We start from the raw sequence: 22,489 nt of genomic DNA, 5'->3' as shown, positions 1-22,489 counted from the left end.
AGATGAATTTCTCTGTGCGCGCAACGGGGGGGTTGACTTCGAGTGCGCTCCAACTGACAGCCTGTGTCGCGTGGACGTCAGCACGCAGGAGATCGGCCCGCCGGAGACCCGCCTCTCCGTCGGCGAGGCGGCCGAGTTGGTCGGCCTCACCACCTACACGCTGCGCTGGTACGAGCAGGAGGGCCTCGTCGCCCCCGTCGGCCGGGACTCGGCGGGCCGCCGCCGGTACACCGCCGCCGACGTGGAGTGGCTGCGCCTGCTCACCCGGCTGCGGCGTACCGGGATGCCGGTGCGGGACATGCGCCGCTACGCGGAACTGGCCCGGCAGGGCGACCGGACGCGGGCCGCCCGTCGGGCGCTGTTCGAGGCGCACCGGGCCCGGGTACTGAGGCAGATCGGCGAACTGGAGGAGGACCTCAAGGTGCTCAACTACAAGATCGACATGTACCAGCGGACGGAGGGCTGCGGATGAGGCGTCGACGGATGGGGGCGCACGGGCCGGAGGTCTCGGCGATCGGCCTCGGCTGCATGGGGATGAGCTTCGCGTACGGCGGCGCCGACGACGCCGAGTCGACCCGGACCCTGCACCGTGCCCTGGACCTCGGGGTCAACCACCTCGACACCGCCGACATGTACGGCCAGGGCGCCAACGAGCGGCTGCTCGCCCCCGTGCTCCGGCAGCGCCGGGACGAGGTCTTCCTGGCCACCAAGTTCGGCAATCGCACCAGCGGCGCGTCCTTCGGTGGCACCGGGGCCCCCGGGGCGTACGTCGACAGCAGCGCCACCTGGGCCCGCCAGGCCTGCGACGCGTCGCTGACCCGGCTCGGGGTGGACACCATCGACCTGTACTACCTGCACCGGCGCAACCCGGACACCCCGATCGAGGAGACCGTCGGGGCGCTGGCCGAGCTGGTGGCGGCCGGCAAGGTCCGGCTGATCGGGCTGTCCGAGGTGAGCCCGGCGACCCTGCGGGCGGCGCACGCCGTGCACCCGGTGGCCGCCGTGCAGATGGAGTACTCGCTGTTCACCCGGGACGTCGAGGGCGAGATGCTGGCCACTTGCCGGGAACTGGGGGTGGCGCTGGTGGCGTACTCGCCGGTGGGCCGGGGCCTGCTCACCGGGGCGATCACCCGCCGCGACCAGCTCGCCGCCGGCGACTGGCGAGCCGGTGCGCCCCGGTTCGCCGAGGGCAACCTCGACGCCAACCTGAAACTGGTCGACGAGGTCCGGGCGGTCGCCGCCGAGGTCGGCCGCACCCCGGCCCAGGCCGCGCTGGCCTGGCTGCTGGCCCAGGGCGAGGACATCCTGCCCATTCCCGGCACCAAGCGGATCCGCTACCTGGAGGAGAACGCCGCCGCGGCCGACCTGCGGCTCAGCGCCGAGCAGCTGGCCCGGCTGGCCGCTGCGGTGCCGTCGGGTGCCGTGGCCGGCGAAAGGTACCCCGAGGCAGGAATGAGAACGACCGGGCACTAGCCTTCGGACCGGGCACTAGCCTTCGGACCCGGACAGCCGGTCCGGCATCGGGCATTGCGCCCCGAACGGGCGTACGGCACGATGGCGCGGTGGGTCACGCTGCGTCACCTGAGAGTGGGTTCCTCGACGACTGGGCCGCGCGGCTGCGGCAGGGGGCCGAGCGGCCCGTCGTCGGCATCCTGTTGCGCGGCAGCCACGCCCGCCGGGCCGCCACGGCGCACAGCGACGTCGACCTCGACGTGCTCGTCACCGACGGGGCACCGCCCCGGTCGGCCGCCCCGCCGATCAACGCCCCGTACGCCGCCCGCCGCGCCTACCTCGCCGAATCCGGCGGTCGGCTGACCCACGTCTCGGTGGCGGTGCGGGACGTCCGCTCCTGGCTGGCCCGGCTGGCCCAGCCGGCCGACTGGGCGTTCGGGTTGCCGGTCACCACGCCCACCCGGCTGCTGTGGGCCGACGAGCACTGGCGCGACCGGATCGACCTGACGGTGCTCTGCCAGCCCGCCGACGAGCCGCGGCTGGAGGAACTGATCGCCACTCTCGGTAAGGTCGCCGGGGCCCGGGCCCGAGAGGACCACCTCGGCGTCCGGCTCGCCGCCGCCGACCTGGCCCGGCTCTGCCCGTCCGTGCTCCGGCTGGCCAACCCGTCGGTGCGGGTGGTGTCCCGGCGGGCCGCGTTCACCGCCGCCCTCGACCTGCCGGTCGCCCCGCCCGGGTACCGCGACGACATGCTGCTCTGCCTCGGCGGGCGGCCCGGCTCCACCGGGCAGCTCTGGGCCGCCGCCGGGCGGCTGGTCACCGGCACCGTCCCGCTGGTCCGCCCGTACGCCGACGAGATCGCCGCGGTGGCCGGCACGGACCTGGCCGACGCCCTCGCCGACGGGCGGCTGGACCGCTACCTCGCCCAGCTCACCGGCGTCGCGCCGGCCGTACCACGGCTGCGGCGGGAGCCGTCGCCGGTGCCCGCGCCGCGTGCGGGACAATTGCTCACTGTGCCCGTACCTGACGCGCCGCCGACCGGCGCCAACGCCCCTGCGAACCCGTCGGCGGCCGGTGCGCCGGCCGGCCCGTCCCGGCTCGACCCGGCCGTCGCCGCCCGGCTGCGCCGCAACCCCGACGGCCTGGTGGCCGCCGTGGTCCGCCAGCACGACACGGGCGAGGTGCTGATGGTCGCCTGGATGGACGACGAGGCGCTGCACCGCACCCTCACCACCGGCCGGGCCACCTACTGGTCGCGCAGCCGCCAGGAGTACTGGGTCAAGGGCGCCACCTCCGGCCACCACCAGCACGTCCGCTCCGTCGCCCTCGACTGCGACGGCGACGCGCTGCTGGTCAGCGTCGAGCAGGTGGGCGCGGCCTGCCACACCGGCGAGCGGACCTGCTTCTTCACGGAGCTTCCGGTCACCTCCACCCCGGGAGACCCCTCATGACCGACGGCTCCGTCAGCCCGGACCAGGTCACCTTCGCCGACCTGGCGGCCCGCTGGCGGGTCGTCCCGGTCACCCGCCGACTGCTCGCCGACGCGGAGACCCCGGTCGGGGTGTACCGAAAGCTGGCCGGCGGGCCGGGCACGTTCCTGCTGGAGTCCGCCGAGCAGGGCGCCGGCCCGGCCGGGTCCGCCTGGTCGCGGTACTCGTTCATCGGGGTACGCAGCGGCGCGACGCTCACCGAGCGGGACGGGACCGCGTACTGGACCGGCCAGCCGCCCGCCGGGCTGCCCACCGGGGGCGACCCGGTCCGGGTGCTGCGCGAGACGGTCAACGCCCTGGCCGGCCCGGCCTGGGACCCGGCCAGCGGCATGCCGCCGCTCACCGGCGGCATGGTCGGCTTCCTGGGGTACGACCTGATCCGCCGCTTCGAGCGGCTGCCCGAGCTGACCGAGGACGACCTCGGCGTGCCCGAGTTGGGCATGATGCTCGCCACCGACCTCGTGGTCCTCGACCACTACGACGGCTCGGCGATCCTGATCGCCAACGCGGTGCTCCCGCCGCCGGACGAGCCGGACCGCGACGCCCTGATCTCCGGCGCGTACCACCACGCGGTGGGGCGGCTGGACGCGATGACCACCGCGCTGTCCCGGCCCATCCCGCCGATGATCTCCACGGTCGACCGGCCGGCGGTCGGCGACGTGGTCAGCCGCACCGAGGAGGGCGGCTACCCGAAGGCCGTCGATGCGGCCAAGGAGGCGATCCGGGCCGGCGAGTGCTTCCAGATCGTGCTCGCCCAGCGCTTCGAGCGGCCGACCCACGCCGACCCGCTGGACGTGTACCGGGTGCTGCGCACCACCAACCCCAGCCCCTACATGTACCTGCTGCGCTTCGACGGCTTCGACGTCGTCGGCTCGTCGCCGGAGGCGCACCTGAAGGTGAGCGCCGGCCCGGACGGGCAGCGCCGGGCGCTGCTGCACCCGATCGCCGGCACCCGCCCGCGCGGCGACAACCCGGAGGAGGACGCCCGGCTCGCCGCCGAACTGCTCGCCGACCCGAAGGAACGCGCCGAGCACGTGATGCTGGTCGACCTGGGCCGCAACGACCTGGGCCGGGTCTGCCGGCCGGGCACCGTCGAGGTGTCCGAGTTCGCCACCATCGAGCGGTACAGCCACGTCATGCACATCGTCTCGACCGTGGTCGGCACGGTGCGGGAGGACCGGACGGCCTTCGACGCGCTCGCGGCGACCTTCCCCGCCGGCACCCTGTCCGGTGCGCCGAAGGTCCGGGCCATGGAGATCATCGAGGAGCTGGAGCCGGTCCGGCGCGGCCTGTACGGCGGCACCGTCGGGTACTTCGACTTCGGCGGGGACCTGGACATGGCGATCGCCATCCGCACCGCGCTGATCCGGGACGGCCGGGCGTACGTGCAGGCCGGCGCCGGGGTGGTGGCCGACTCCGACCCGGCCGCCGAGGACCAGGAGACCCGCAACAAGGCCGCCGCAGTGCTGGCCGCCATCGCCGCCGCCGAGACCCTCCGGCCGGCCCGGTGACCGGCCCGACAACCGCGGCGCCGGCCGCGCGGCGCCGGCGCGAGATGACGTACGCGGTGCTGCTCTGCCTGGCCGGGGCGGGCCTGGCGCTGTGGGCGTCGACCCGGACCTGGTCGTTCGAGCTGACCGTCCGGCCCACGCCGCTGCCCCCGGTGCGCGAGGCGCGCACCGGCGCGGGGCTGCTGCCCTGGCTGTCGGCGCTGGCCGTGGTCGGGCTGGCCGGCGGCGGCGCGGTGCTGGCCACCCGGGGGGCGTTGCGCCGGCTGATCGGTGTGCTGCTGCTGGCGCTCGGCGTCGCCGTGGCGGCCGGTGGAGGGTACGGACTGGTCGCCGCGTTCGACGGCGAGGTCAGCCGGCAGTGGCCGGCGCTGTGCCTGGTCGGCGGGCTGCTCGCCGGCGCCGGCGGGGCGCTCACCGCACTGCGCGGCGCGGGCTGGCCGGCGATGGGGGCCCGCTACGACCGACCGGCCCGGCGGGCCGCCACCGAGCCGGGGCCGGCGGCGGCCGGACCGGTGACCGGGCGGCGCACCACCGAGGCATGGGACGCGCTGGACCGCGGCGAGGACCCGACGGCCGGCTGACGGGCGGTCAGCCGACCGGCTGGCGCTCGCGGGCGGCGGCACGGGTGGCAACCAGCTCGGCCACCAGGCGGTCCAGCTCGGCGCGCTGGTCGGCGCGGGCCCGGTCGGCGCAGACCGCCTCCCAGGCGTTGCCGCGCGCGGTACGGACCCGGCCGTCCCCCACCACGGCGCGCTCCAGGGTGTGCACCACCCCGACAGCGAGCGACGCGACGGTACGGGAGATGGTGGTCAGTCGAATGGTCGGGTTGGGCTCGACGTTGCTCATGGTCACCCCGCACGAAGATCGTTCCGACGGTCTCGGGCTGCGCGTCGCCGCGTCACCCGACGCCCCGGGCAGGCGCGTAAACCGAGTCTGCCCGAGAAAGACGATGCCCGGCTCACGTTTCGCCCCGGTCACCGGCACGTCAACTCTCCCCCGGAGCGGGCGACCTGGACAGGGCCGTTCCGCCTTGACCTACGTCACAGCACCCACCGAGATGCGCGGGGGGCGGGCGCGGGCCGACAATGGGTGAATGGGAATGGGTACCCGTCGATGGGCCGACCGGCGCACCCGCCGGCTGCGGGGTCACCGCGATCGACGGGAGTGGTGGCGCTGTGTGACGCGGCGTTCACCGGAAGTCGGGCATTATGCCGCAGCCCATTCCGTGAGGAGCGCCATACCCCCCGGCATCCGGTCCCAGGTGGCGCCACCTAGCATCGGCCCATGACACCCGGAGAGGGGAGTCCGTTGGTGACTGCTGACCATGCGCACGCGGAGGGGGACGGGGCCGGTCCGGCGGCGTCCGGAAGCGTGCTCGACGAGATCCTGGCCGGTGTCCGAGAGGACGTCGCCCGGCGGCAGGAGCAGCTTCCGCTGGAGCGGATCCGCGAACTCGCCGCCGCCGCGCCCCCGCCGCTGGACGCGTACGCGGCCCTGCGCCGGCCCGGCGTGGCCGTGATCGCCGAGGTGAAGCGCTCGTCGCCGTCCAGGGGGCAGCTGGCCGAGATCGCCGACCCGGCCGAGCTGGCCGCGGAGTACGCGGCCGGTGGCGCCCGGGCGATCAGCGTGCTCACCGAGGGGCGCTGGTTCGGCGGGTCGCTGGACGACCTGGCCGCCGTCCGGGCCGCGGTGAAGGTCCCCGTGCTGCGCAAGGACTTCGTGGTCTCCAGCTACCAGGTGCACGAGGCCCGCGCGCACGGCGCCGACATGGTCCTGCTGATCGTCGCCGCGCTGGAGCAGAACGCCCTGGTCGGGCTGCTGGAGCGGATCGAGTCCCTCGGGATGACCGGGCTGGTCGAGGTGCACACCGAGGAGGAGGCCGACCGGGCCATGGAGGCCGGCGCCCAGGTGATCGGGGTCAACGCCCGTGACCTGCGTACGCTGGAGGTCGATCGCTCGGTGTTCGAGCGGATCGCCCCCGGCCTGCCCAGCAGCGTCGTCAAGATCGCCGAGTCGGGCGTGCGTGGCCCGCACGACCTGATCCGGTACGCCTCGGCCGGCGCCGACGCCGTGCTGGTCGGCGAGGGCCTGGTCACCCAGTCCAGCCCCCGCGAGGCGGTGGCCGGACTGGTCAACGCCGGCAACCACCCGGCCACGCCCCGACCGGCGCGCTGACCCGCGCCCGGGGCGACAAGCAGCAGCGAGAGGACACCGCGATGAGCGCCGACGCCCCCGCCCCGCCCGGCCGGCTCCCCGACGCCGCCGGTCACTTCGGCCGGTTCGGCGGCCGGTTCGTCCCGGAGGCGCTCGTCGCGGCGCTCGACGAGCTGGACGCGGCGTACCGCAAGGCGATGGGCGACGAGGAGTTCCTCGCCGAGTTCGACGGGCTGCTGCGCGGCTACGCCGGCACCCCCTCGCTGCTCTACCCGGCCGAGCGGTTCTCCGCGAAGATCGGCGCCCGGGTGCTGCTCAAGCGGGAGGACCTCAACCACACCGGTGCGCACAAGGTGCGCAACGTGCTCGGCCAGGCGTTGCTGACCAAGCGGATGGGCAAGCGGCGGGTGATCGCCGAGACCGGCGCCGGCCAGCACGGCGTGGCCACCGCGACCGCCGCCGCCCTGTTCGACCTCGACTGCGTGGTCTACATGGGCGAGGTCGACACCCGGCGGCAGGCGCTCAACGTGGCCCGGATGCGGATGCTCGGCGCCACCGTCGTCCCGGTCACCACCGGCTCGCGCACCCTCAAGGACGCGATGAACGAGGCGATGCGGGACTGGGTCGCCAACGTCGACGACACCCACTACCTGATCGGCACCGCCGCGGGCCCGCACCCGTTCCCCGAGATGGTCCGGGACTTCGTCCGGGGCATCGGCGAGGAGGCCCGCGCGCAGTGCCTCGACCTGACCGGCGCGCTGCCGGACGCGGTCGCGGCCTGCGTCGGCGGCGGCTCCAACGCGCTGGGCATCTTCCACGCCTTCGTCGGCGACCCCGGCGTGCGGCTGTACGGCTTCGAGGCCGGCGGCGAGGGCATGGAGACCGGGCGGCACGCGGCCAGCATCACCGGCGGCTCCTCGGGGGTGCTGCACGGCGCCCGCACGTACGTGCTCCAGGACTCCGACGGGCAGACGATCGAGTCGCACTCGATCTCGGCCGGCCTGGACTACCCGGGCGTCGGCCCGGAGCACGCGTGGCTGCACGACAGCGGCCGGGCGACGTACACGCCGGTGACCGACCGCGAGGCGATGGCCGCGTTCGAGCTGCTCTGCCGCACCGAGGGGATCATCCCGGCGATCGAGAGCGCGCACGCGCTCGCCGGCGCGCTGAAGATCGCCCCGGGGCTCGCCGCCGAGCTGGGCCGGGAGCCGGTCATCGTGGTCAACCTCTCCGGCCGGGGCGACAAGGACGTGCACACCGCCGGCGAGTACTTCGGCATCCTCGACAAGGAGCAGTGAGAACGTGAGCCGCATCGGGGAGGCGTTCGACAAGGCCCGCGCCGACGGGCGGGCCGTGCTGGTGGGCTGCATGCCGGCCGGTTTCCCCACGGTCGAGGGCAGCATCGCCGCGATGACCGCCATGGTCTCCGCGGGGGTGGACGTCATCGAGGTGGAGATCCCGTACTCCGACCCGGTGATGGACGGCCCGGTGATCCAGCAGGCCAGCGACATCGCCCTGGCCGGCGGCGTCCGGGTCGCCGACACGCTGCGCATCGTCGAGGCGGTCGCGGCCACCGGCGCCCCGGTGGTCACCATGACCTACTGGAACCCGATCGAGCAGTACGGCGTCGACGCGTTCGCCCGGGACCTGGCCGCGGCCGGCGGCACGGGCCTGATCACCCCCGACCTGATCCCCGACGAGGCCGACGAGTGGCTGGCCGCCTCGGACGCGCACGGGCTGGACCGCACCTTCCTGGTCTCCCCGTCGTCCACCGACGCGCGGCTGAAGATGACCGTGGAGCACTGCCGGGGATTCGTCTACGCCACCGCGATCATGGGGGTCACCGGCGCCCGGGCGCAGACCTCCGACGCGGCCCCCGTCCTGGTCTCCCGGCTGCGCGAGGTCACCGACCTGACGGTCGGCGTGGGGCTCGGCGTCGGCACCGGTGCGCAGGCCGGCACGGTCGCCGGGTACGCCGACGGGGTGATCGTCGGCAGCGCGCTGGTCCGCTGCGTGCTCGACGCGCCCGACCCGGACGCCGGCCTGGCCGCCCTGCGCGCCCTGAGCGCCGAACTCGCCGACGGGGTGCGCAACCCGCGTCGCTGACCGACCGGGGGTGCCGCTGCGACGGTGCACAGCGGTAGCGTGTGCACCCGTGACCCTCGCCTCGACGATTCCCCAGGCGGCCCTGCCGAGCCCCAGCACGGCCGTCTGGCAGCTCGGCCCGCTGCCGCTGCGGGCGTACGCGCTCTGCATCATCGCCGGCATCGTGGTGGCCTGCGTGGTCACCGAGCGGCGGCTGCGCCAGCGCGGCGTCGCCCCCGGCGCGGTCCTCGACATCGCCGTCTGGGCGGTGCCGACCGGCATCATCGGCGCCCGCATCTACCACGTGCTCACCTCCCCGGAGAAGTACTTCGGCGCCGGCGGCGAGCCGCTCAAGGCGTTCGCCATCTGGGAGGGCGGCCTGGGCATCTGGGGCGCGGTGGCCGGTGGGGCGATCGGCGCCTGGATCGCCGCCCGCCAGCTCGGCATCCCGTTCACCGTGGTGGCCGACGCGCTCGCCCCGGGGCTGCCGCTGGCCCAGGCGGTGGGCCGACTCGGCAACTGGTTCAACAACGAGCTCTACGGTGGCCTGACGACCCTGCCCTGGGGGCTGCGGGTGCACGACATGGACCCGAGCAACCCCGGCCACGCGAAGGTCGTCGACGGCGAGCCGGTGCTGCTTCCCGGGCTGTACCACCCGACCTTCCTCTACGAGGCGCTGTGGAACGTCGGCGTCGCCGCCCTGGTCCTCCTCCTCGACCGGAAGCTGCGCCTCGGCAAGGGGCGGGCATTCGCGCTCTACGTGATGGGCTACACCGCCGGCCGGTTCTGGATCGAGCTGATGCGCACCGACGAGGCCACCCACATCCTCGGCGTCCGGCTCAACGTCTTCACGTCCGCCCTGGTCTTCCTCGGCGCGCTGATCTACTTCCTGCGGGTCCGTGGTCCCCGGGAGTACCTGGTCCCGATCGGCGGGCCCACCCCCGCCCCGGCCGCCACCGGCGGCGACGTCTCCCAGGTCGACCTGTCCCAGCGCGAGGCCGGTGCGCAGGCGACCGCCCCGGAGGGGTACCGGGTGGTGGGCGAGGAACAGTTCCGCGCGTACCGGGACACGGGCGTCGTACCCGACGGGCCCGACGCGGCTGCGGACGACGACACGCCGGGCCACGACGCGGCCGTGGATGACGACGACGCGCCGGGCCCCGTGGCAACCGGGGACGCCGCGCCGGACGACCGCGAGGCGGGCGACGTGCCGGCGGGCGACGAGCGGGCCGGCACGACCGGCCCGCGCGCCACCGACCGGGAGAGCTGAGCGGGGGAGGGGCAGCATGCGTACGGCGGTGGTGGTCGGGGCCGGGATCGGCGGCCTCGCGGTCGCCGGCGCGCTCGCCCGGTCCGGGTGGCAGGTCACCCTCCTGGAGCGCGCCGACCGGGTCCGCCCGGATCCGGCGGCCGTCGTGCTCTGGCCCAACGGGGTACGCGCGCTGCGCGCCCTCGGCCTCGGCGCGGGCCTGGACGCGATCGCCACCCCGCTGCCCGACGGCGGGATACGCCGGCCCGACGGGCACTGGCTGGTGCAGCCCCGCCCGACCCCGGCCGACCGGATGCCGGTGGTGGTGCACCAGGAGGATCTGCACGACACGCTGATCGCGGGCCTCGGCGAGCGGGTGGAGCTGCGCACCGGCGTGACGGTGCGCACGGTCCGGGCCGATCGTGGTGAGCGGCCCTCGGTCGGCGACGGCCGGCAGCGCTTCGAGGCCGACCTGGTGGTCGGGGCGGACGGCACCGACAGCGAGATCCGCCGGCAGTTGGCCCCCGAGGCGGGGGTGGTCAGCTCCGGCTGCGCCGCGTGGCGGGCGGTCATCCCCTGGTACCGGGCGCCCCGGCTTCCCGCGGATCAGCCGGCCGGCGGGGAGACCCTGGGCGCCGGTTACCGTTTCGTGGCCGCCTCGCTGGGCGAGCGCGGCTCGTCCGGCGGGTCGAGCCGGGGCGGCATCTACTGGGTGGCCACCGCGGCCGGCGCGCCCCGGCCGGAGTCCCCGGAGACCCAGCTCGCCCTGCTCCGCCGCTGGTACGCCGGCTGGCCCGCCCCAATCGGCGAGCTGCTCGACGCCACCGACCCGGCCGACGTGGTCCAGCAGGAGATCCGCGAGCTGCGCCCGCTGCCCCGCGCCTACGGTTTCCCGGCCGGGCCGGGCGGGGTGGTGCTGCTGGGCGACGCCGCCCACGCCATGCCCCCGCACCTGGGCCAGGGCGCCTGCCTGGCCTTCGAGGACGCCGCCACCCTCGCCTCGCTGCTGCGCGAGGCCCGCCTCCCGGACGCCGTGGCCACCTACGACCGGCTGCGCCGGCCCCGGGCGGCGATCGTGGTCCGGCAGACCCGGCGGATGTCGGCGGTGCTCCAGGCCCGGGGCCGGCTCGCCCTGCGGGCCCGGGACGCCGCCCTGGGCACCATCAGCCCCCGCCTGCTCTCCACCGCGGCCTCCGTCGCCGCCCAGTGGCGCCCCCCGTCCTGACCGGCTCACCCGCCCGGCCGGCCGGGCCCGTCCCGTTCCGGCGACGGGTGCCGGGGAACCGGGCGGCGGGGTGCGCTCAGATGAGCGCGGCGGGCTCCGCGATGCAGGCGGTGCCGACCCGGCGGAATCCGACGCGGAGGTAGACCCGGGCGATCTCCTCGCTGCCGGCGGAGAGGAACACCAGGCCGGTGCCGGCACCGCGCAGCGCCTGGGCGAGGGCGGCGGTGACCGCCGCGCCGAGGCCCCGGCGGCGGGCCGCCGGCAGGGTGGCGACCCCGGCGATCTCGGCCACCTCCCCGACCCGCATCGCCATCCCGCTGGCCAGCGGACCCTCGGCGGGCGTCCCGGCGAGCGCGGACAGCCGGCGGCCGTCGGCGACGTGGGCCCGCTCCTCCTCCAGTGCATCCACGTCCAGCTCGGTGACCGCGGCGTCCCGCTGCGCCGGGCCGGCCTCGCCCCGGGCGGTGCCGGCGGCGGAGAACCCGACCGCGGCGACCGCCCGGCGGGCGGCCACGTCGGCGGCGAAGCTGGGCGCGGCGGGGTCCAGCAGCCACACCGGTACGTCGGTGAACTCCTCGGGAACGGCCAGCGCGGCCGGGTCGAGCACCATCAGCGGGGCCTCCAGCACGGCCAGCCCCGCCGAGCGGGCCACCGCCAGCAGGTCCGGGCTACGCTCGTGCACCCACTCGAACGCCTCAGGCATGCCGAGCTCCCGCTGCCGTTCCCGTACGGCGGTCACGTCGGCCAGCGAGGGCGGCTCGGTGGCGTCCAGGCGGGGGCGGGCATAGAACGGCCAACCCGCCCCTTCCCGGACGAACAGCACCAGGGGGCCGTATTCCTCGGCCCGGGCGGAGTCCCGGGGCACCGCGTCGTAGAAGTGCTCCAGCCGGTCGAACGTCGCAGTCGTCTCAGTACGTACGTGATCCACCGCGCGAGACTATCGTTCCCAGCATCTGGAAGTGTGATCAATCTGAACTGGCCTTGCGCCGCAACCCCTAACGTAGACTCAATAAACCCATAAGGGCCGACGTCGTCCCGACCATGCTCCAACCTGAGTGACGACAGGAGGCCCGGTGGCCTTTCCGTACCCTTCCAGCCAGCAGTCGGCCCCGCGCGCGACCGGGCTCTACGACCCCGCGCACGAGCACGACGCGTGCGGGGTGGCCTTCGTGGCGGACCTCCACGGCCGGCGCTCCCACGCGGTCGTGGCCAACGGTCTCGGTGCCCTGCTCCGGCTGGACCACCGGGGCGCCCGGGGCGCGGAGCCCAATACCGGCGACGGCGCCGGCATCATGATCCAGGTGCCGGACGCGTATCTGCGCGCCGTGGTCGACTTCCCGCTGCCGCCCGCCGGCGAGTACGCCACCGGCCTGGTCTTCCTGCCGACCGATGACGCCGGTGAGGCCCGCGCCCGCCGGGTGCTGGAGAAGTACGCCCTGGTCGAGGGCGCCGAGATCCTGGGCTGGCGGGACGTGCCGACCGACCCGAGCGGTCTCGGCGAGACCGCGCTCGCGGCGATGCCCCGGGTCCGGCAGGTCTTCCTCGCCGCGCGCCGGCTCACCGACACCCCGGCTGGCCCGGCCGGCTCCCCGCTGTCCGGGCTCGACCTGGACCGGGTGGCCTTCTGCGTGCGCAAGCAGTCCGAGCGGGAGACCGCCGAGCGGGGCGTGCCGGCGTACTTCCCGTCGCTGTCCGGCCGGACCATGGTGTTCAAGGGGATGCTCACCCCCGACCAGCTTCCCGAGTTCTTCCCCGACCTGACCGACGAGCGGGTCGACAGCGCCATCGCGCTGGTGCACTCCCGGTTCTCCACCAACACGTTCCCGTCCTGGCCGCTGGCCCACCCGTACCGGATCATCGCCCACAACGGCGAGATCAACACGATCCGCGGCAACCGGAACTGGATGCAGGCCCGCGAGGCGCTGCTGCGCAGCCCGAACATCCCGGGCAACATCCGCCGGGTCTTCCCGGTCTGCACCCCCGCCGCCTCCGACTCGGCGAACTTCGACGAGGTCCTGGAGCTGCTGCACCTGGCCGGGCGCAGCCTGCCGCACGCGGTGCTGATGATGATCCCCGAGGCGTGGGAGAACGACCCGGACATGCGCGCCGACAAGCGCGCCTTCTACCGGTTCCACGCCAGCCTGATGGAGCCGTGGGACGGGCCGGCGTCGGTCGCGTTCACCGACGGCGAGATCGTCGGGGCGGTGCTGGACCGCAACGGCCTGCGACCGGGCCGCTGGTGGCGCACCTCCGACGGGCTGGTGGTGCTCGGCAGCGAGGCCGGCGTGCTCGACCTCGACCCGGCCACCGTGGTCGCCAAGGGGCGGCTCCAGCCGGGCAAGATGTTCCTGGTCGACACCGTCGCCGGCCGGATCGTCTCCGACGACGAGATCAAGGCGGAGTTGGCCGCCGCCCAGCCGTACGACGAGTGGCTGCACGCCGGGCTGATCGACCTGACCGACCTGCCGCCGCGCGAGCACATCGTCTACACCCACGACTCGGTGCGCCGCCGCCAGCAGACCTTCGGGTACACGGAGGAGGAGCTGAAGATCCTCCTCGCGCCGATGGCCCGCACCGGTGCCGAGCCGCTCGGTTCGATGGGCACCGACACCCCGATCGCCCCGTTGTCCACCCGGCCCCGGCTGCTCTACGACTACTTCCACCAGCTCTTCGCCCAGGTCACGAACCCGCCGCTGGACGCCATCCGCGAGGAGCTGGTGACCAGCCTCCAGCACACCATCGGCGCGGAGGGCAACCTGCTCGACCCGGGCGCGGCGAGCTGCCGGCAGATCGTGCTGCCGCACCCGGTGATCGACAACGACGAGCTGGCCAAGATCCTCTCCATCGACGAGGACGGCGACCTGCCCGGCTTCAAGGCCGTGCGGGTCTCCGGGCTGTACCGGGTCCGCGACGGCGGGCCCGGCATCAAGGCCCGGCTCATCGAGATCTGCCGGCACGTCTCCGAGGCGATCGAGGACGGCGTGCGCATCCTGGTGCTCTCCGACCGGGACTCCAACTCCGACCTCGCCCCGATCCCGTCGCTGCTGCTCACCGCCGCCGTGCACCAGCACCTGGTCCGCGAGCAGACCCGCACCCAGGTGGCGCTGATCGTCGAGTCCGGCGACTGCCGCGAGGTGCACCACGCGGCCGTGCTGATCGGGTACGGCGCAGCGGCCGTCAACCCCTACCTGGCCTTCGAGTCGGTGGAGGACATGATCGCCACCGGTGCCCTGGCCGGCGTGGACCCGGTCAAGGCGGTGCGCAACTACGTCAAGGGGCTCGGCAAGGGCGTCCTGAAGATCATGTCGAAGATGGGCATCTCGACCGTCTCGTCGTACTGCGGGGCGCAGGTGTTCGAGGCCGTCGGCCTGGACACCCGCCTCGTCCAGCGGTACTTCCGGGGCACCCCGAGCACCATCGGCGGCGTCGGGCTGGACGGCATCCACGCCGAGGTGGCCGCCCGGCACTCGCTGGCCTGGCCGCCGCCCGGTGCCGTGGCGTCCGACCGGCTGGAGGTCGGCGGCGAGTACCAGTGGCGCCGCGAGGGAGAGCTGCACCTGTTCAACCCGGAGACGGTCTTCCTGCTCCAGCACGCCACCCGCAGCCGCCAGTACGACGTGTTCCGCCAGTACACGGCGAAGGTCGACGAACTGGCCGCGAAGGCCGGCTCGCTGCGTGGCCTGTTCACCCTGCGCACCGGGGTCCACCCGCCGGTGCCGCTGGACGAGGTCGAGCCGGCCACCGAGATCGTCAAGCGGTTCGCCACCGGCGCCATGTCGTACGGTTCCATCTCGGCCGAGGCGCACGAGACCCTCGCCATCGCCATGAACCGCCTCGGCGGCAAGTCCAACACCGGCGAGGGCGGCGAGGACGCCGAGCGCCTGCACGACCCGCAGCGCCGCTCCGCGGTGAAGCAGATCGCCAGCGGCCGGTTCGGCGTGACCAGCGAATACCTGGTCAACGCCGACGACCTCCAGATCAAGATGGCCCAGGGCGCGAAGCCCGGCGAGGGTGGACAGCTCCCCGGCAACAAGGTCTGGCCGTGGATCGCCCGGACCCGGCACGCCACCCCGGGCGTCGGCCTGATCTCCCCGCCGCCGCACCACGACATCTACTCGATCGAGGACCTGGCCCAGCTCGTCCACGACCTCAAGTGCGTCAATCCGGCCGCCCGGGTGCACGTCAAGCTGGTCAGCGAGGTCGGCGTCGGCACGGTCGCGGCCGGCGTGGCCAAGCTCAAGGCCGACGTCATCCTGATCTCCGGCCACGACGGCGGCACCGGAGCGTCCCCGCTGAACTCGCTCAAGCACGCCGGCACCCCGTGGGAGCTGGGGCTGGCCGAGGCACAGCAGACCCTGCTGCTCAACAAGCTCCGCGACCGGGTCACCGTGCAGGTCGACGGCCAGCTCAAGACCGGCCGGGACGTGCTGGTCGCGGCGCTGCTCGGTGCCGAGGAGTTCGGCTTCGCCACCGCCCCGCTGATCGTCGAGGGCTGCGTGATGATGCGGGTCTGCCACCTGGACACCTGCCCGGTCGGCATCGCCACCCAGAACCCGGTGCTGCGCGAGCGGTTCACCGGCAAGCCGGAGTTCGTGGAGAACTTCTTCCTCTTCCTCGCCGAAGAGGTCCGGGGATACCTCGCCGAGCTGGGCCTGCGCACCATCGAGGAGGCCATCGGGCAGACCGAGCTGCTCGACGTCGTCGACGCCATCGACCACTGGAAGGCCCGGGACCTCGACCTCGGCCGCGTCCTGCACCTGCCGGAGCTGCCGGCCGGTGCCGCCCGGCGCGGCGTGCGGGCCCAGGACCACGGCCTGGAGCTGGCGTTGGACAACGAGCTGATCGCCCTCGCCGGGCCGGCGCTCACCGACGGCACGCCGGTGCGGGTCGAGGTGGCGGTGCGCAACGAGCACCGCAGCGTCGGCGCGATGCTCGGCGGCGAAGTCACCCGCCGCTTCGGCGGGGCCGGCCTGCCCGCCGACACCGTCGAGTTCCTGCTGCGCGGCACCGCTGGGCAGTCGTTCGGCGCGTTCCTGCCCAGCGGGGTCACCCTGCGCCTGCACGGCGACGCCAACGACTACGTCGCCAAGGGCCTGTCCGGTGGCCGGATCGTCGTCCGCCCGGACGCCGCCGCGCCGTTCGTCGAGGGCAAGGCCATGCCGGGCGCGCGCGCCGAGGACCAGATCATCGCCGGCAACACCATCCTGTACGGGGCCACCGCGGGCGAGGTCTTCCTGCGTGGCCGGGTCGGCGAGCGGTTCGCGGTGCGCAACTCCGGCGCGGTGGCTGTCGTCGAGGGCGTCGGCGACCACGGCTGCGAGTACATGACCGGCGGCACGGTGGTGGTGCTCGGCGAGACCGGGCGCAACTTCGCCGCCGGCATGTCCGGCGGCACCGCGTTCGTCTGGAACCTCGACCGGCGCCGGATCAACAGGGAGCTGGTCGAACTGTCGCCGCTGCGCGACGAGGAGCGGGACCGGCTGCACGAGTTGGTGCACCGGCACTTCGCCGAGACCGGCTCGGCGGTGGCCGAGGCGCTGTTGAAGCGCTGGCAGGAGGCGGTGGAGGAGTTCACCGCCGTGGTGCCCCGGGACTACCGCCGGGTGCTGGAGATCATGCGGGCCGCCGAAGCCGCCGGCCGTGACGTCGACGACGCGGTGATGAGCGCACTGGCGGCCCCAGCCGCCCCAGCGGCGCCGTCGGCGCCAACCGATGCGTCCATGCCGCCCGCCCCGCGGGCGGTCGCCCAGGAGGTGGCTCGTGCCTGACCCGAACGGTTTCCTGCGTTACAACCGGCGGCTGCCCGCGCGCCGCCCGGTGCCGGTGCGGATCAGCGACTGGCGGGAGGTGTACCCGCCGGCCGGCGAGGGCCTCGTCCGCGAGCAGGCCACCCGGTGCATGGACTGCGGCATCCCGTTCTGCCACGACGGCTGCCCGCTGGGCAACCGCATCCCGGACTGGAACGACCTGGTCCGGACCGGTAGCTGGGACGCGGCGGTGGAGTCGCTGCACGCCACCAACAACTTCCCCGAGTTCACCGGCCGGCTCTGTCCGGCCCCGTGCGAGGCCGCCTGCGTCCTCGGCATCGGTGGCGGCGACCCGGTCACCATCAAGCAGGTTGAGGTGGAGATCGCCGATGCGGCGGTGACCCGGGGCGGGCTGGAACCCCGCCCACCGGCGGCCCCGACCGGCCGGTCGGTCGCCGTGGTCGGCTCCGGTCCCGCCGGCCTGGCCGCTGCCCAGCAGCTCGCCCGCGCCGGCCACGCCGTGACGGTGTACGAGCGCGACGACGCGATCGGCGGCCTGCTCCGGTACGGCATCCCCGACTTCAAGCTGGAGAAGCAGCACATCGACCGGCGGCAGGCCCAGTTGGCGGCCGAGGGCGTGCGGTTCCGCACCGGGGTGAACGTCGGCGTCGACGTGACCGCCGAGCAGCTACGCGAGGCGCACGACGCGGTGCTGCTCGCCTGCGGCGCGCTCCAGGGCCGGGACACCCCCGAGACCCCGGGGCGGGAACTGCGCGGCGTGCACCAGGCGATGACGCACCTGGTCGCGGCGAACCGGGTGGTCGCGGCGGCCGGTGAGGGCAAGGCGGCGCTCGCCGTGCTGCCCGACGGCACCCCGATCGACGCGGCCGGCAAGCACGTGGTGATCATCGGCGGCGGCGACACCGCCGCGGACTGCCTCGGCGTGGCCCACCGCCAGGGCACGGCCGGGGTGCACCAGCTCGACCTGTACCCGGAGCCGCCGCACTCCCGCGACGCCGACCGGGACCCGTGGCCGACCTGGCCGTGGCTGCTGCGCAACTACCCCGCCCACGAGGAGGGCGGCGACCGGGTGTTCGCCGCCGCCGTGCAGGAGTTCGTCGACGACGGCACCGGCCAGGTACGGGCGGTGCGGATCGCCGAGGTGACCGTCGAGAAGCGCGACGGCCGGCGGATCGTCACCCCGCTGCCCGGCTCGGAGCGGGAACTCCCGGCGGATCTGGTGCTGCTGGCGATCGGCTTCGAGGGCACCGAGCGACAGCCGTTGCTGGAGCAGTTCGGGGTGGCCCGCAACGGCCGGGGAGCGATCGACGCCCGGCCGGACTGGCAGACCGGGGCCGCCGGCGTCTTCGTCGCCGGCGACATGCACCGGGGCGCCTCGCTGATCGTCTGGGCGATCGCCGAGGGGCGCGCGGCGGCCGCCGCGATCCACGCGTACCTCGGCGGAGTGGGCGAGCTGCCCGCCCCGGTCGACCCCGCGCGGCAGCCCCTGGCCGCCCGCTGACCGGCGGAGCCTCGTAACGGCCGGCGGGCCGGGTCCTCATGTCCCGGGCCCGCCGGCCGTGTCCCGGGCCCGCCGGCCGTGTCCCGGGCCCGCCCCGGCCGGGTGCCCGTTGTTGGCTGGCACGGGTCCGCCCGCGTGGTGCTGGCTCTTCGCGCGCTGCCGGTTGCTTACGCGCTGGTTGGCCCCGCTCGGTGATGCGCCCCCATGCGGTGCCTGCCCCATGCGGTGCCTGCCCCATGCGGTGCCTGCCCCGATCGGTACTGGGGCCTCACGCAGCTCCCTGGGTCCGCGTGGCGCCTATGGAGCTGCCCCGTTCGTGCGCCCAGGGCTGGTGGCGGTCCGATCTGCGGCCTGCGGGCCGGCAGGCCGCAGATCGGTATCCGGGCCGGGACGGGGCTGGCGCAGGGGGAGCCGTCCCGTCGTGGCGGGGGTCCCTGCTGGCTGTCTCGCCTAGCGGTAGCGTGGACGGGGCAGCTCCAAAGGGCTCCGCGTCGGATCGTCCGTCTCGGGCCGCGTCTTGATCCGAATCCGATGCCGTGGCAGATCCCGGGCCTCGGTCGACAAGACGGCCGAGCGATCAGATGCGTTCCCGGCCGGCGGCCCCGGCATGAGTGGGCTGCGCAGTGGGCTGCCTTTCGGGCCGGTGGTCGAGGGCCTGACCGTCGATGGGTCGAACGGCGGTGAGCAGCGCGTCGAGCGGCCGAGGCAGGGCATCCCGGCCAACCGCCGCCTCGACGAGCAGCCGTGCGTAGCGCAGCTTGCGGCGCGAGCCGCTGCCCAGGAAGCGCCGCATCTGCGCTTCGGGCTGCCTGCCGCGCCAGGCGGGCTGGCTCTGCAACGAGCGGAACGACCCGAGGTCGCCCTGCGAGTCGAAGAGTGCTTCGACCCCTGCGACGCCCACGGCGCGGATCAGCTCGTCCTCCAGATCGTCGACGCAGACGTAGAACCCGAGGTGCTCCATGTCGGTGCGCGTGCCTGCTGGGCCGGCCTGGGCCGCGTCCAGTCCGCGCCGGAATATCTCCTCCTCGTGCAGGTCACACAGGCCGGCAAGCCGCACCCGGGCGCCCAGCGGGCCGAACCTCGTCAGGAAGCGGCCGATCGCGTGCGCCCCGCCGATCGGCACGACCACGACTCGCTCCGCCTCGAGATCCCGGCCGCGTCCCACGGTGGCCGTTTCCAGAGCGATCTGGTCGCTGATGCCCTCGACGAGCACCACGGCCACGGCGTTGTCGACCTTCGCCAGGGCGCGGGCCGTCGCCCGGGTCGGGGCGGTGAGGGCGGCGGCATCGCGGCATCCGTCGTGCGATGCCGCGATGCTGCCACGTGGAGCCTCGATCGGTGCCGGTGCCGGTGCCGGTGCCGGTGCCCGTGCCCGTGCCGGTGTCAGTGCCCGTGCCCGGGGTGCTGGATCAGTGGGCGAGGAGGCGGTGGGACTCGCGGAGCCTGGCCCACGACTTCGGCTCGGCCGGCGTGGTGGCGGTGCGGGCGGCGGCGTCACCGGACAGCTCCGGGCGGCCCCTGGTGAACAGCCAGGTGGTGAACACCGCGTCCAGGTCCTGGCCGGAGACCTGCTCGGCGAGGGCCTGGAACTGCTCGACCGTGCCGTTGCCGTGCCGGTGGGCGGCGGTCCACTGCGGCAGGATCCGGAAGAAGGCGTCGTTGCCGACGGCCAGCCGGATCTGGTGCAGGGCCATCGCGCCCCGGTCGTAGACCGCGCCGTCGAAGACGTTGTCGGCGCCCGGGTCACCCGGCGGGACCTGCCAGAAGTCGTCGTCGGCCGGGTAGGTGGCGTAGGTGAAGTCGAACAGCTCCTGCGCCGTGCCCTCGCCCTGCTCCTCCGACCATAGCCACTCGGCGTAGGAGGCGAAGCCCTCGTTGAGCCAGATGTGCCGCCAGTCCGCCACCGAGACCGAGGCGCCGAACCACTGGTGGGCGTTCTCGTGGACGATCACGTAGGTGTTCGACCCGCGCCGCCAGAAGCCCGGCCCGTACACCGGGCGGGTCTGCGTCTCCAGGGCGAAGCCGATTCCGTCGACCGGCCCGGCCACGCCGCCCTGCGCCTCGAACGGGTACGGCCCGAAGATCGTGCTGCCCCACTCGACGATCTCGGCGGTCCGCTCGATGCTGGCCCGCGCCGCGGGTGCGAGCGGGCCCAGCGTGGTGCTGTACGCGTTGACCACCGGCTGCCCGTTGGGAGCGGTGTCGGTGACGATGTCGTACTGCCCGACGGCCAGGAACGACTCGTACGGCGCGCCGGGGCTGGTGCTGCGCCAGCTCCACCGCATCCGGTTGCCCGCCTCGGCCAGCGGCGGGCGGGGCTGCACGCCGTTGCTGATGACCTCGACGCCGGCCGGCACCGACACCGAGACGTCCCAGTTCGCCTTGTCGAGGGGGTGGTCGTTGCTCGGGTACCACCACCAGGCCGACTCGGGCTCGTTCACGGCGAGCCCACCGTCGGACGTGCGGGTCCAGCCGCTGTAGCCGTTGACCCGGGTCGTCGACGGCACCCCGGCGTACTTCACCACGATGGTCAGGGACTGGCCCTTGACGATCGGCCGGGGCGCGGTGATCGCCAACTCGTGGACGCCCTCCCGGGCGAAGGTGGCCGACCAGCCGTTGACCCGCACCGACTCGACGCCGAGCACAAAGTCCAGGTTGAACCGGGACAGGTCCTGGGTGGCCCGGGCCAGGATCGTGGTGGTGCCGCTGAGTTGGTCGGTGGCCGGCTCGTAGCGCAGCCGGATGTCGTAGTGGTCTACGTCGTAGCCGCCGTTGCCGTAGTCGGGGAAGTAGCTGTCGCCCAGGCCGGGGCTGCCGGGGCTCGGCGCGGCGGGGGCGAGGATCGGCCGGCCCCAGCCCGATCGGGCGGCGGCCTGGCCGGGGGCGCCGGTCACGGCCGTGCCGGCGGTGGTGACGGTCAGGGCGGCGATGGCCGCCGCGAGAACGCGTCGCACGAGGTGGACTCCCTCCGTCGGGGTGTACGCACAATCAAACTAATCGACGGTTGTGAACATGTGTGTCCCGCAGGTGAGTTCCCCGACCTATTCCTTGTATCTAGATGTTTCGATAGCATTACCGTCCAGTAACAACCACCAGCCTTGGCCACGCGCGCGGTTCCGAGGATCCACCACCCCTGTCCCGTGGAGGTTCTCCATGCCCCAACGCCCGCTGGCCCGCGCCCTGACCGCGCTGGCCGCCGTCCTCACCGCCGCCGTCGGGGCGGTGGCCGTCCCCGGTGCCGCCCAGGCTGCCGCAGCCGTCAACTACGTGGCCCTCGGCGACTCGTACTCCTCCGGCGTCGGCGCCGGCCCGTACGACCTGTCCACCTGCCTGCGCAGCGAGAAGTCGTACGCCCCACTCTGGGCCGCCGCCCACCAGGTGACCAGCTTCAAGTTCCCGGCCTGCGGCGGCGCGGTCACCGCCGACGTCATCGACAGCCAGGTGAGCGCGCTGAGCACCGGCACCACCCTGGTCACCATCACCATCGGCGGCAACGACGCCGGCTTCGCCGACGTCATCACCAGCTGCCGGTTCGGCAGCACCAGCAGCTGCACGGACGCGGTGAACGAAGCGAAGGCCTTCGCCACCGGCGAGCTGCCCGGCCGGCTCGACCGCACCTACGCCGCGATCCGCAACCGGGCCCCGAACGCCCGGCTGATCGTGCTCGGCTATCCGCGACTGTTCGAGACGGGCTCGTGCGGGCTGCTCGCGATGAGCACCTACAAGCGCACCATCCTCAACGAGGCCGCCGACCTGCTCGCCTCGGTCACCGCCGGCCGGGCCGCCGCGGCCAGGGCCACCTTCGCCGACACCCGCCCGTACTTCGCCGGGCACGGCGTCTGCGCCGCCGCGCCGTGGATCCGCGACGTCAGCGGCGTCATCGAGGCGTACCACCCGAACGCCGACGGCTACCGCCACGGCTTCCTGCCGGCGTTGACCGCCGTCACCGGCTGACCCCGGCCAGCCCCGCGGCCGTCCTGGCTGCGGGGCTGTCCGTCGCCGCCACGCGTCCGTTAGGGTTCGCTGGACCGGACGGCCATCGCGTGGGGGGCAC

General features: G+C 74.4%; 17 protein-coding genes and 1 pseudogene. 14 read left to right on the top strand and 4 right to left on the bottom strand.

Going from position 1 to position 22,489, the window contains the following annotated elements:
* Positions 1 to 70 precede the first annotated feature (70 nt).
* The 6 genes and pseudogenes from ACQPZO_RS21570 (at position 71) to ACQPZO_RS21545 (ending at position 5,034) form a co-directional block, all read left to right on the top strand.
* The gene (locus tag ACQPZO_RS21570; RefSeq protein ID WP_433343483.1) at positions 71 to 472 is read left to right on the top strand and encodes a MerR family transcriptional regulator; all 402 of its coding nucleotides are present in this window, start codon (positions 71 to 73) and stop codon (positions 470 to 472) included.
* Positions 469 to 1,473 (top strand): aldo/keto reductase, encoded by a 1,005-nt coding sequence (locus ACQPZO_RS21565; protein WP_433343481.1) that lies wholly within the window; start codon positions 469 to 471, stop codon positions 1,471 to 1,473. Before ACQPZO_RS21570 ends, ACQPZO_RS21565 begins: the two co-directional genes overlap by 4 nt.
* 89 nt (positions 1,474 to 1,562) lie before the next feature.
* Positions 1,563 to 2,237 (top strand): annotated as a pseudogene (locus tag ACQPZO_RS21560) (phosphoribosyl-AMP cyclohydrolase); the annotation flags it as partial.
* A gap of 228 nt (positions 2,238 to 2,465) precedes the next feature.
* Positions 2,466 to 2,903: a phosphoribosyl-AMP cyclohydrolase gene (gene hisI, locus ACQPZO_RS21555; protein ID WP_433351134.1), complete on the top strand. Its 438-nt coding sequence runs from the start codon at positions 2,466 to 2,468 to the stop codon at positions 2,901 to 2,903.
* Entirely contained in the window at positions 2,900 to 4,453 is a 1,554-nt protein-coding gene (locus tag ACQPZO_RS21550; RefSeq protein WP_433343480.1) for an anthranilate synthase component I, read from the top strand. Before hisI ends, ACQPZO_RS21550 begins: the two co-directional genes overlap by 4 nt.
* Positions 4,454 to 4,497: 44 nt before the next feature.
* Positions 4,498 to 5,034: a Trp biosynthesis-associated membrane protein gene (locus ACQPZO_RS21545; protein ID WP_433351132.1), complete on the top strand. Its 537-nt coding sequence runs from the start codon at positions 4,498 to 4,500 to the stop codon at positions 5,032 to 5,034.
* A 7-nt stretch (positions 5,035 to 5,041) separates the two neighbouring features.
* On the opposite strand, the gene ACQPZO_RS21540 is transcribed toward ACQPZO_RS21545, so the two are convergent.
* Positions 5,042 to 5,299: a hypothetical protein gene (locus ACQPZO_RS21540; protein ID WP_350885000.1), complete on the bottom strand. Its 258-nt coding sequence runs from the start codon at positions 5,297 to 5,299 to the stop codon at positions 5,042 to 5,044.
* Between the two features lie 525 nt (positions 5,300 to 5,824).
* Here ACQPZO_RS21540 and trpC point away from each other — a divergent pair.
* Genes trpC through ACQPZO_RS21515 form a run of 5 tightly spaced genes read left to right on the top strand, consistent with a single transcriptional unit; the run spans position 5,825 to position 11,166 of the window.
* Positions 5,825 to 6,628, top strand: coding sequence for an indole-3-glycerol phosphate synthase TrpC (gene trpC / locus ACQPZO_RS21535; protein WP_433351130.1), 804 nt, complete (start codon positions 5,825 to 5,827; stop codon positions 6,626 to 6,628).
* Between the two features lie 41 nt (positions 6,629 to 6,669).
* Positions 6,670 to 7,905, top strand: a complete 1,236-nt coding sequence (gene trpB, locus ACQPZO_RS21530; RefSeq protein ID WP_433343478.1) for a tryptophan synthase subunit beta — start codon at positions 6,670 to 6,672, stop codon at positions 7,903 to 7,905.
* Positions 7,906 to 7,909: 4 nt separating this feature from the next.
* On the top strand, positions 7,910 to 8,713 hold the full coding sequence (gene trpA / locus ACQPZO_RS21525) for a tryptophan synthase subunit alpha (protein WP_433343476.1): 804 nt from the start codon (positions 7,910 to 7,912) through the stop codon (positions 8,711 to 8,713).
* A gap of 49 nt (positions 8,714 to 8,762) precedes the next feature.
* On the top strand, positions 8,763 to 9,962 hold the full coding sequence (gene lgt / locus ACQPZO_RS21520) for a prolipoprotein diacylglyceryl transferase (RefSeq protein WP_433343474.1): 1,200 nt from the start codon (positions 8,763 to 8,765) through the stop codon (positions 9,960 to 9,962).
* 16 nt (positions 9,963 to 9,978) lie between these two features.
* On the top strand, positions 9,979 to 11,166 hold the full coding sequence (locus ACQPZO_RS21515) for an FAD-dependent oxidoreductase (protein WP_433343473.1): 1,188 nt from the start codon (positions 9,979 to 9,981) through the stop codon (positions 11,164 to 11,166).
* A gap of 76 nt (positions 11,167 to 11,242) precedes the next feature.
* Here ACQPZO_RS21515 and ACQPZO_RS21510 read toward each other — a convergent pair whose 3' ends face one another.
* Positions 11,243 to 12,094, bottom strand: a complete 852-nt coding sequence (locus tag ACQPZO_RS21510) for a GNAT family N-acetyltransferase (protein WP_433343472.1) — start codon at positions 12,092 to 12,094, stop codon at positions 11,243 to 11,245.
* 145 nt (positions 12,095 to 12,239) lie between these two features.
* Between ACQPZO_RS21510 and gltB the strand changes: the two genes are divergently transcribed.
* Together gltB and ACQPZO_RS21500 are read left to right on the top strand one after the other, a co-directional pair.
* Entirely contained in the window at positions 12,240 to 16,934 is a 4,695-nt protein-coding gene (gltB, locus tag ACQPZO_RS21505; protein ID WP_433343470.1) for a glutamate synthase large subunit, read from the top strand.
* On the top strand, positions 16,927 to 18,435 hold the full coding sequence (locus ACQPZO_RS21500) for a glutamate synthase subunit beta (RefSeq protein ID WP_433343469.1): 1,509 nt from the start codon (positions 16,927 to 16,929) through the stop codon (positions 18,433 to 18,435). The genes gltB and ACQPZO_RS21500 overlap by 8 nt, the downstream gene beginning before the upstream one ends.
* 577 nt (positions 18,436 to 19,012) lie before the next feature.
* Here the strand turns inward: ACQPZO_RS21500 and ACQPZO_RS21495 are convergent.
* Entirely contained in the window at positions 19,013 to 19,657 is a 645-nt protein-coding gene (locus ACQPZO_RS21495; RefSeq protein WP_433343467.1) for a TOPRIM nucleotidyl transferase/hydrolase domain-containing protein, read from the bottom strand.
* A 187-nt stretch (positions 19,658 to 19,844) separates the two neighbouring features.
* Positions 19,845 to 21,389 carry a M1 family metallopeptidase gene (locus ACQPZO_RS21490; RefSeq protein WP_433343466.1) on the bottom strand — a complete coding sequence of 515 codons (1,545 nt, stop codon included), beginning with the start codon at positions 21,387 to 21,389 and terminating at the stop codon, positions 19,845 to 19,847.
* 199 nt (positions 21,390 to 21,588) lie between these two features.
* Between ACQPZO_RS21490 and ACQPZO_RS21485 the strand changes: the two genes are divergently transcribed.
* Entirely contained in the window at positions 21,589 to 22,389 is an 801-nt protein-coding gene (locus ACQPZO_RS21485; protein ID WP_433343464.1) for an SGNH/GDSL hydrolase family protein, read from the top strand.
* The last annotated feature ends 100 nt before the right edge of the window (positions 22,390 to 22,489 follow it).

Source organism: Micromonospora sp. CA-111912, assembly GCF_050948415.1.
Taxonomy (GTDB): domain Bacteria; phylum Actinomycetota; class Actinomycetes; order Mycobacteriales; family Micromonosporaceae; genus Micromonospora.
Note: the sequence above shows the minus strand (reverse complement) of the source record. Positions and strands in the feature narration are given on the sequence as shown.

Coding starts and splice junctions, on each gene's coding strand:
- ACQPZO_RS21565 (WP_433343481.1), top strand. CDS start 469: ATGAGGCGTCGACGGATGGGGGCGCACGGGCCGGAGGTCTCGGCGATC.
- ACQPZO_RS21550 (WP_433343480.1), top strand. CDS start 2,900: ATGACCGACGGCTCCGTCAGCCCGGACCAGGTCACCTTCGCCGACCTG.
- ACQPZO_RS21545 (WP_433351132.1), top strand. CDS start 4,498: ATGACGTACGCGGTGCTGCTCTGCCTGGCCGGGGCGGGCCTGGCGCTG.
- ACQPZO_RS21540 (WP_350885000.1), bottom strand. CDS start 5,299: ATGAGCAACGTCGAGCCCAACCCGACCATTCGACTGACCACCATCTCC.
- trpB (WP_433343478.1), top strand. CDS start 6,670: ATGAGCGCCGACGCCCCCGCCCCGCCCGGCCGGCTCCCCGACGCCGCC.
- ACQPZO_RS21515 (WP_433343473.1), top strand. CDS start 9,979: ATGCGTACGGCGGTGGTGGTCGGGGCCGGGATCGGCGGCCTCGCGGTC.
- ACQPZO_RS21485 (WP_433343464.1), top strand. CDS start 21,589: ATGCCCCAACGCCCGCTGGCCCGCGCCCTGACCGCGCTGGCCGCCGTC.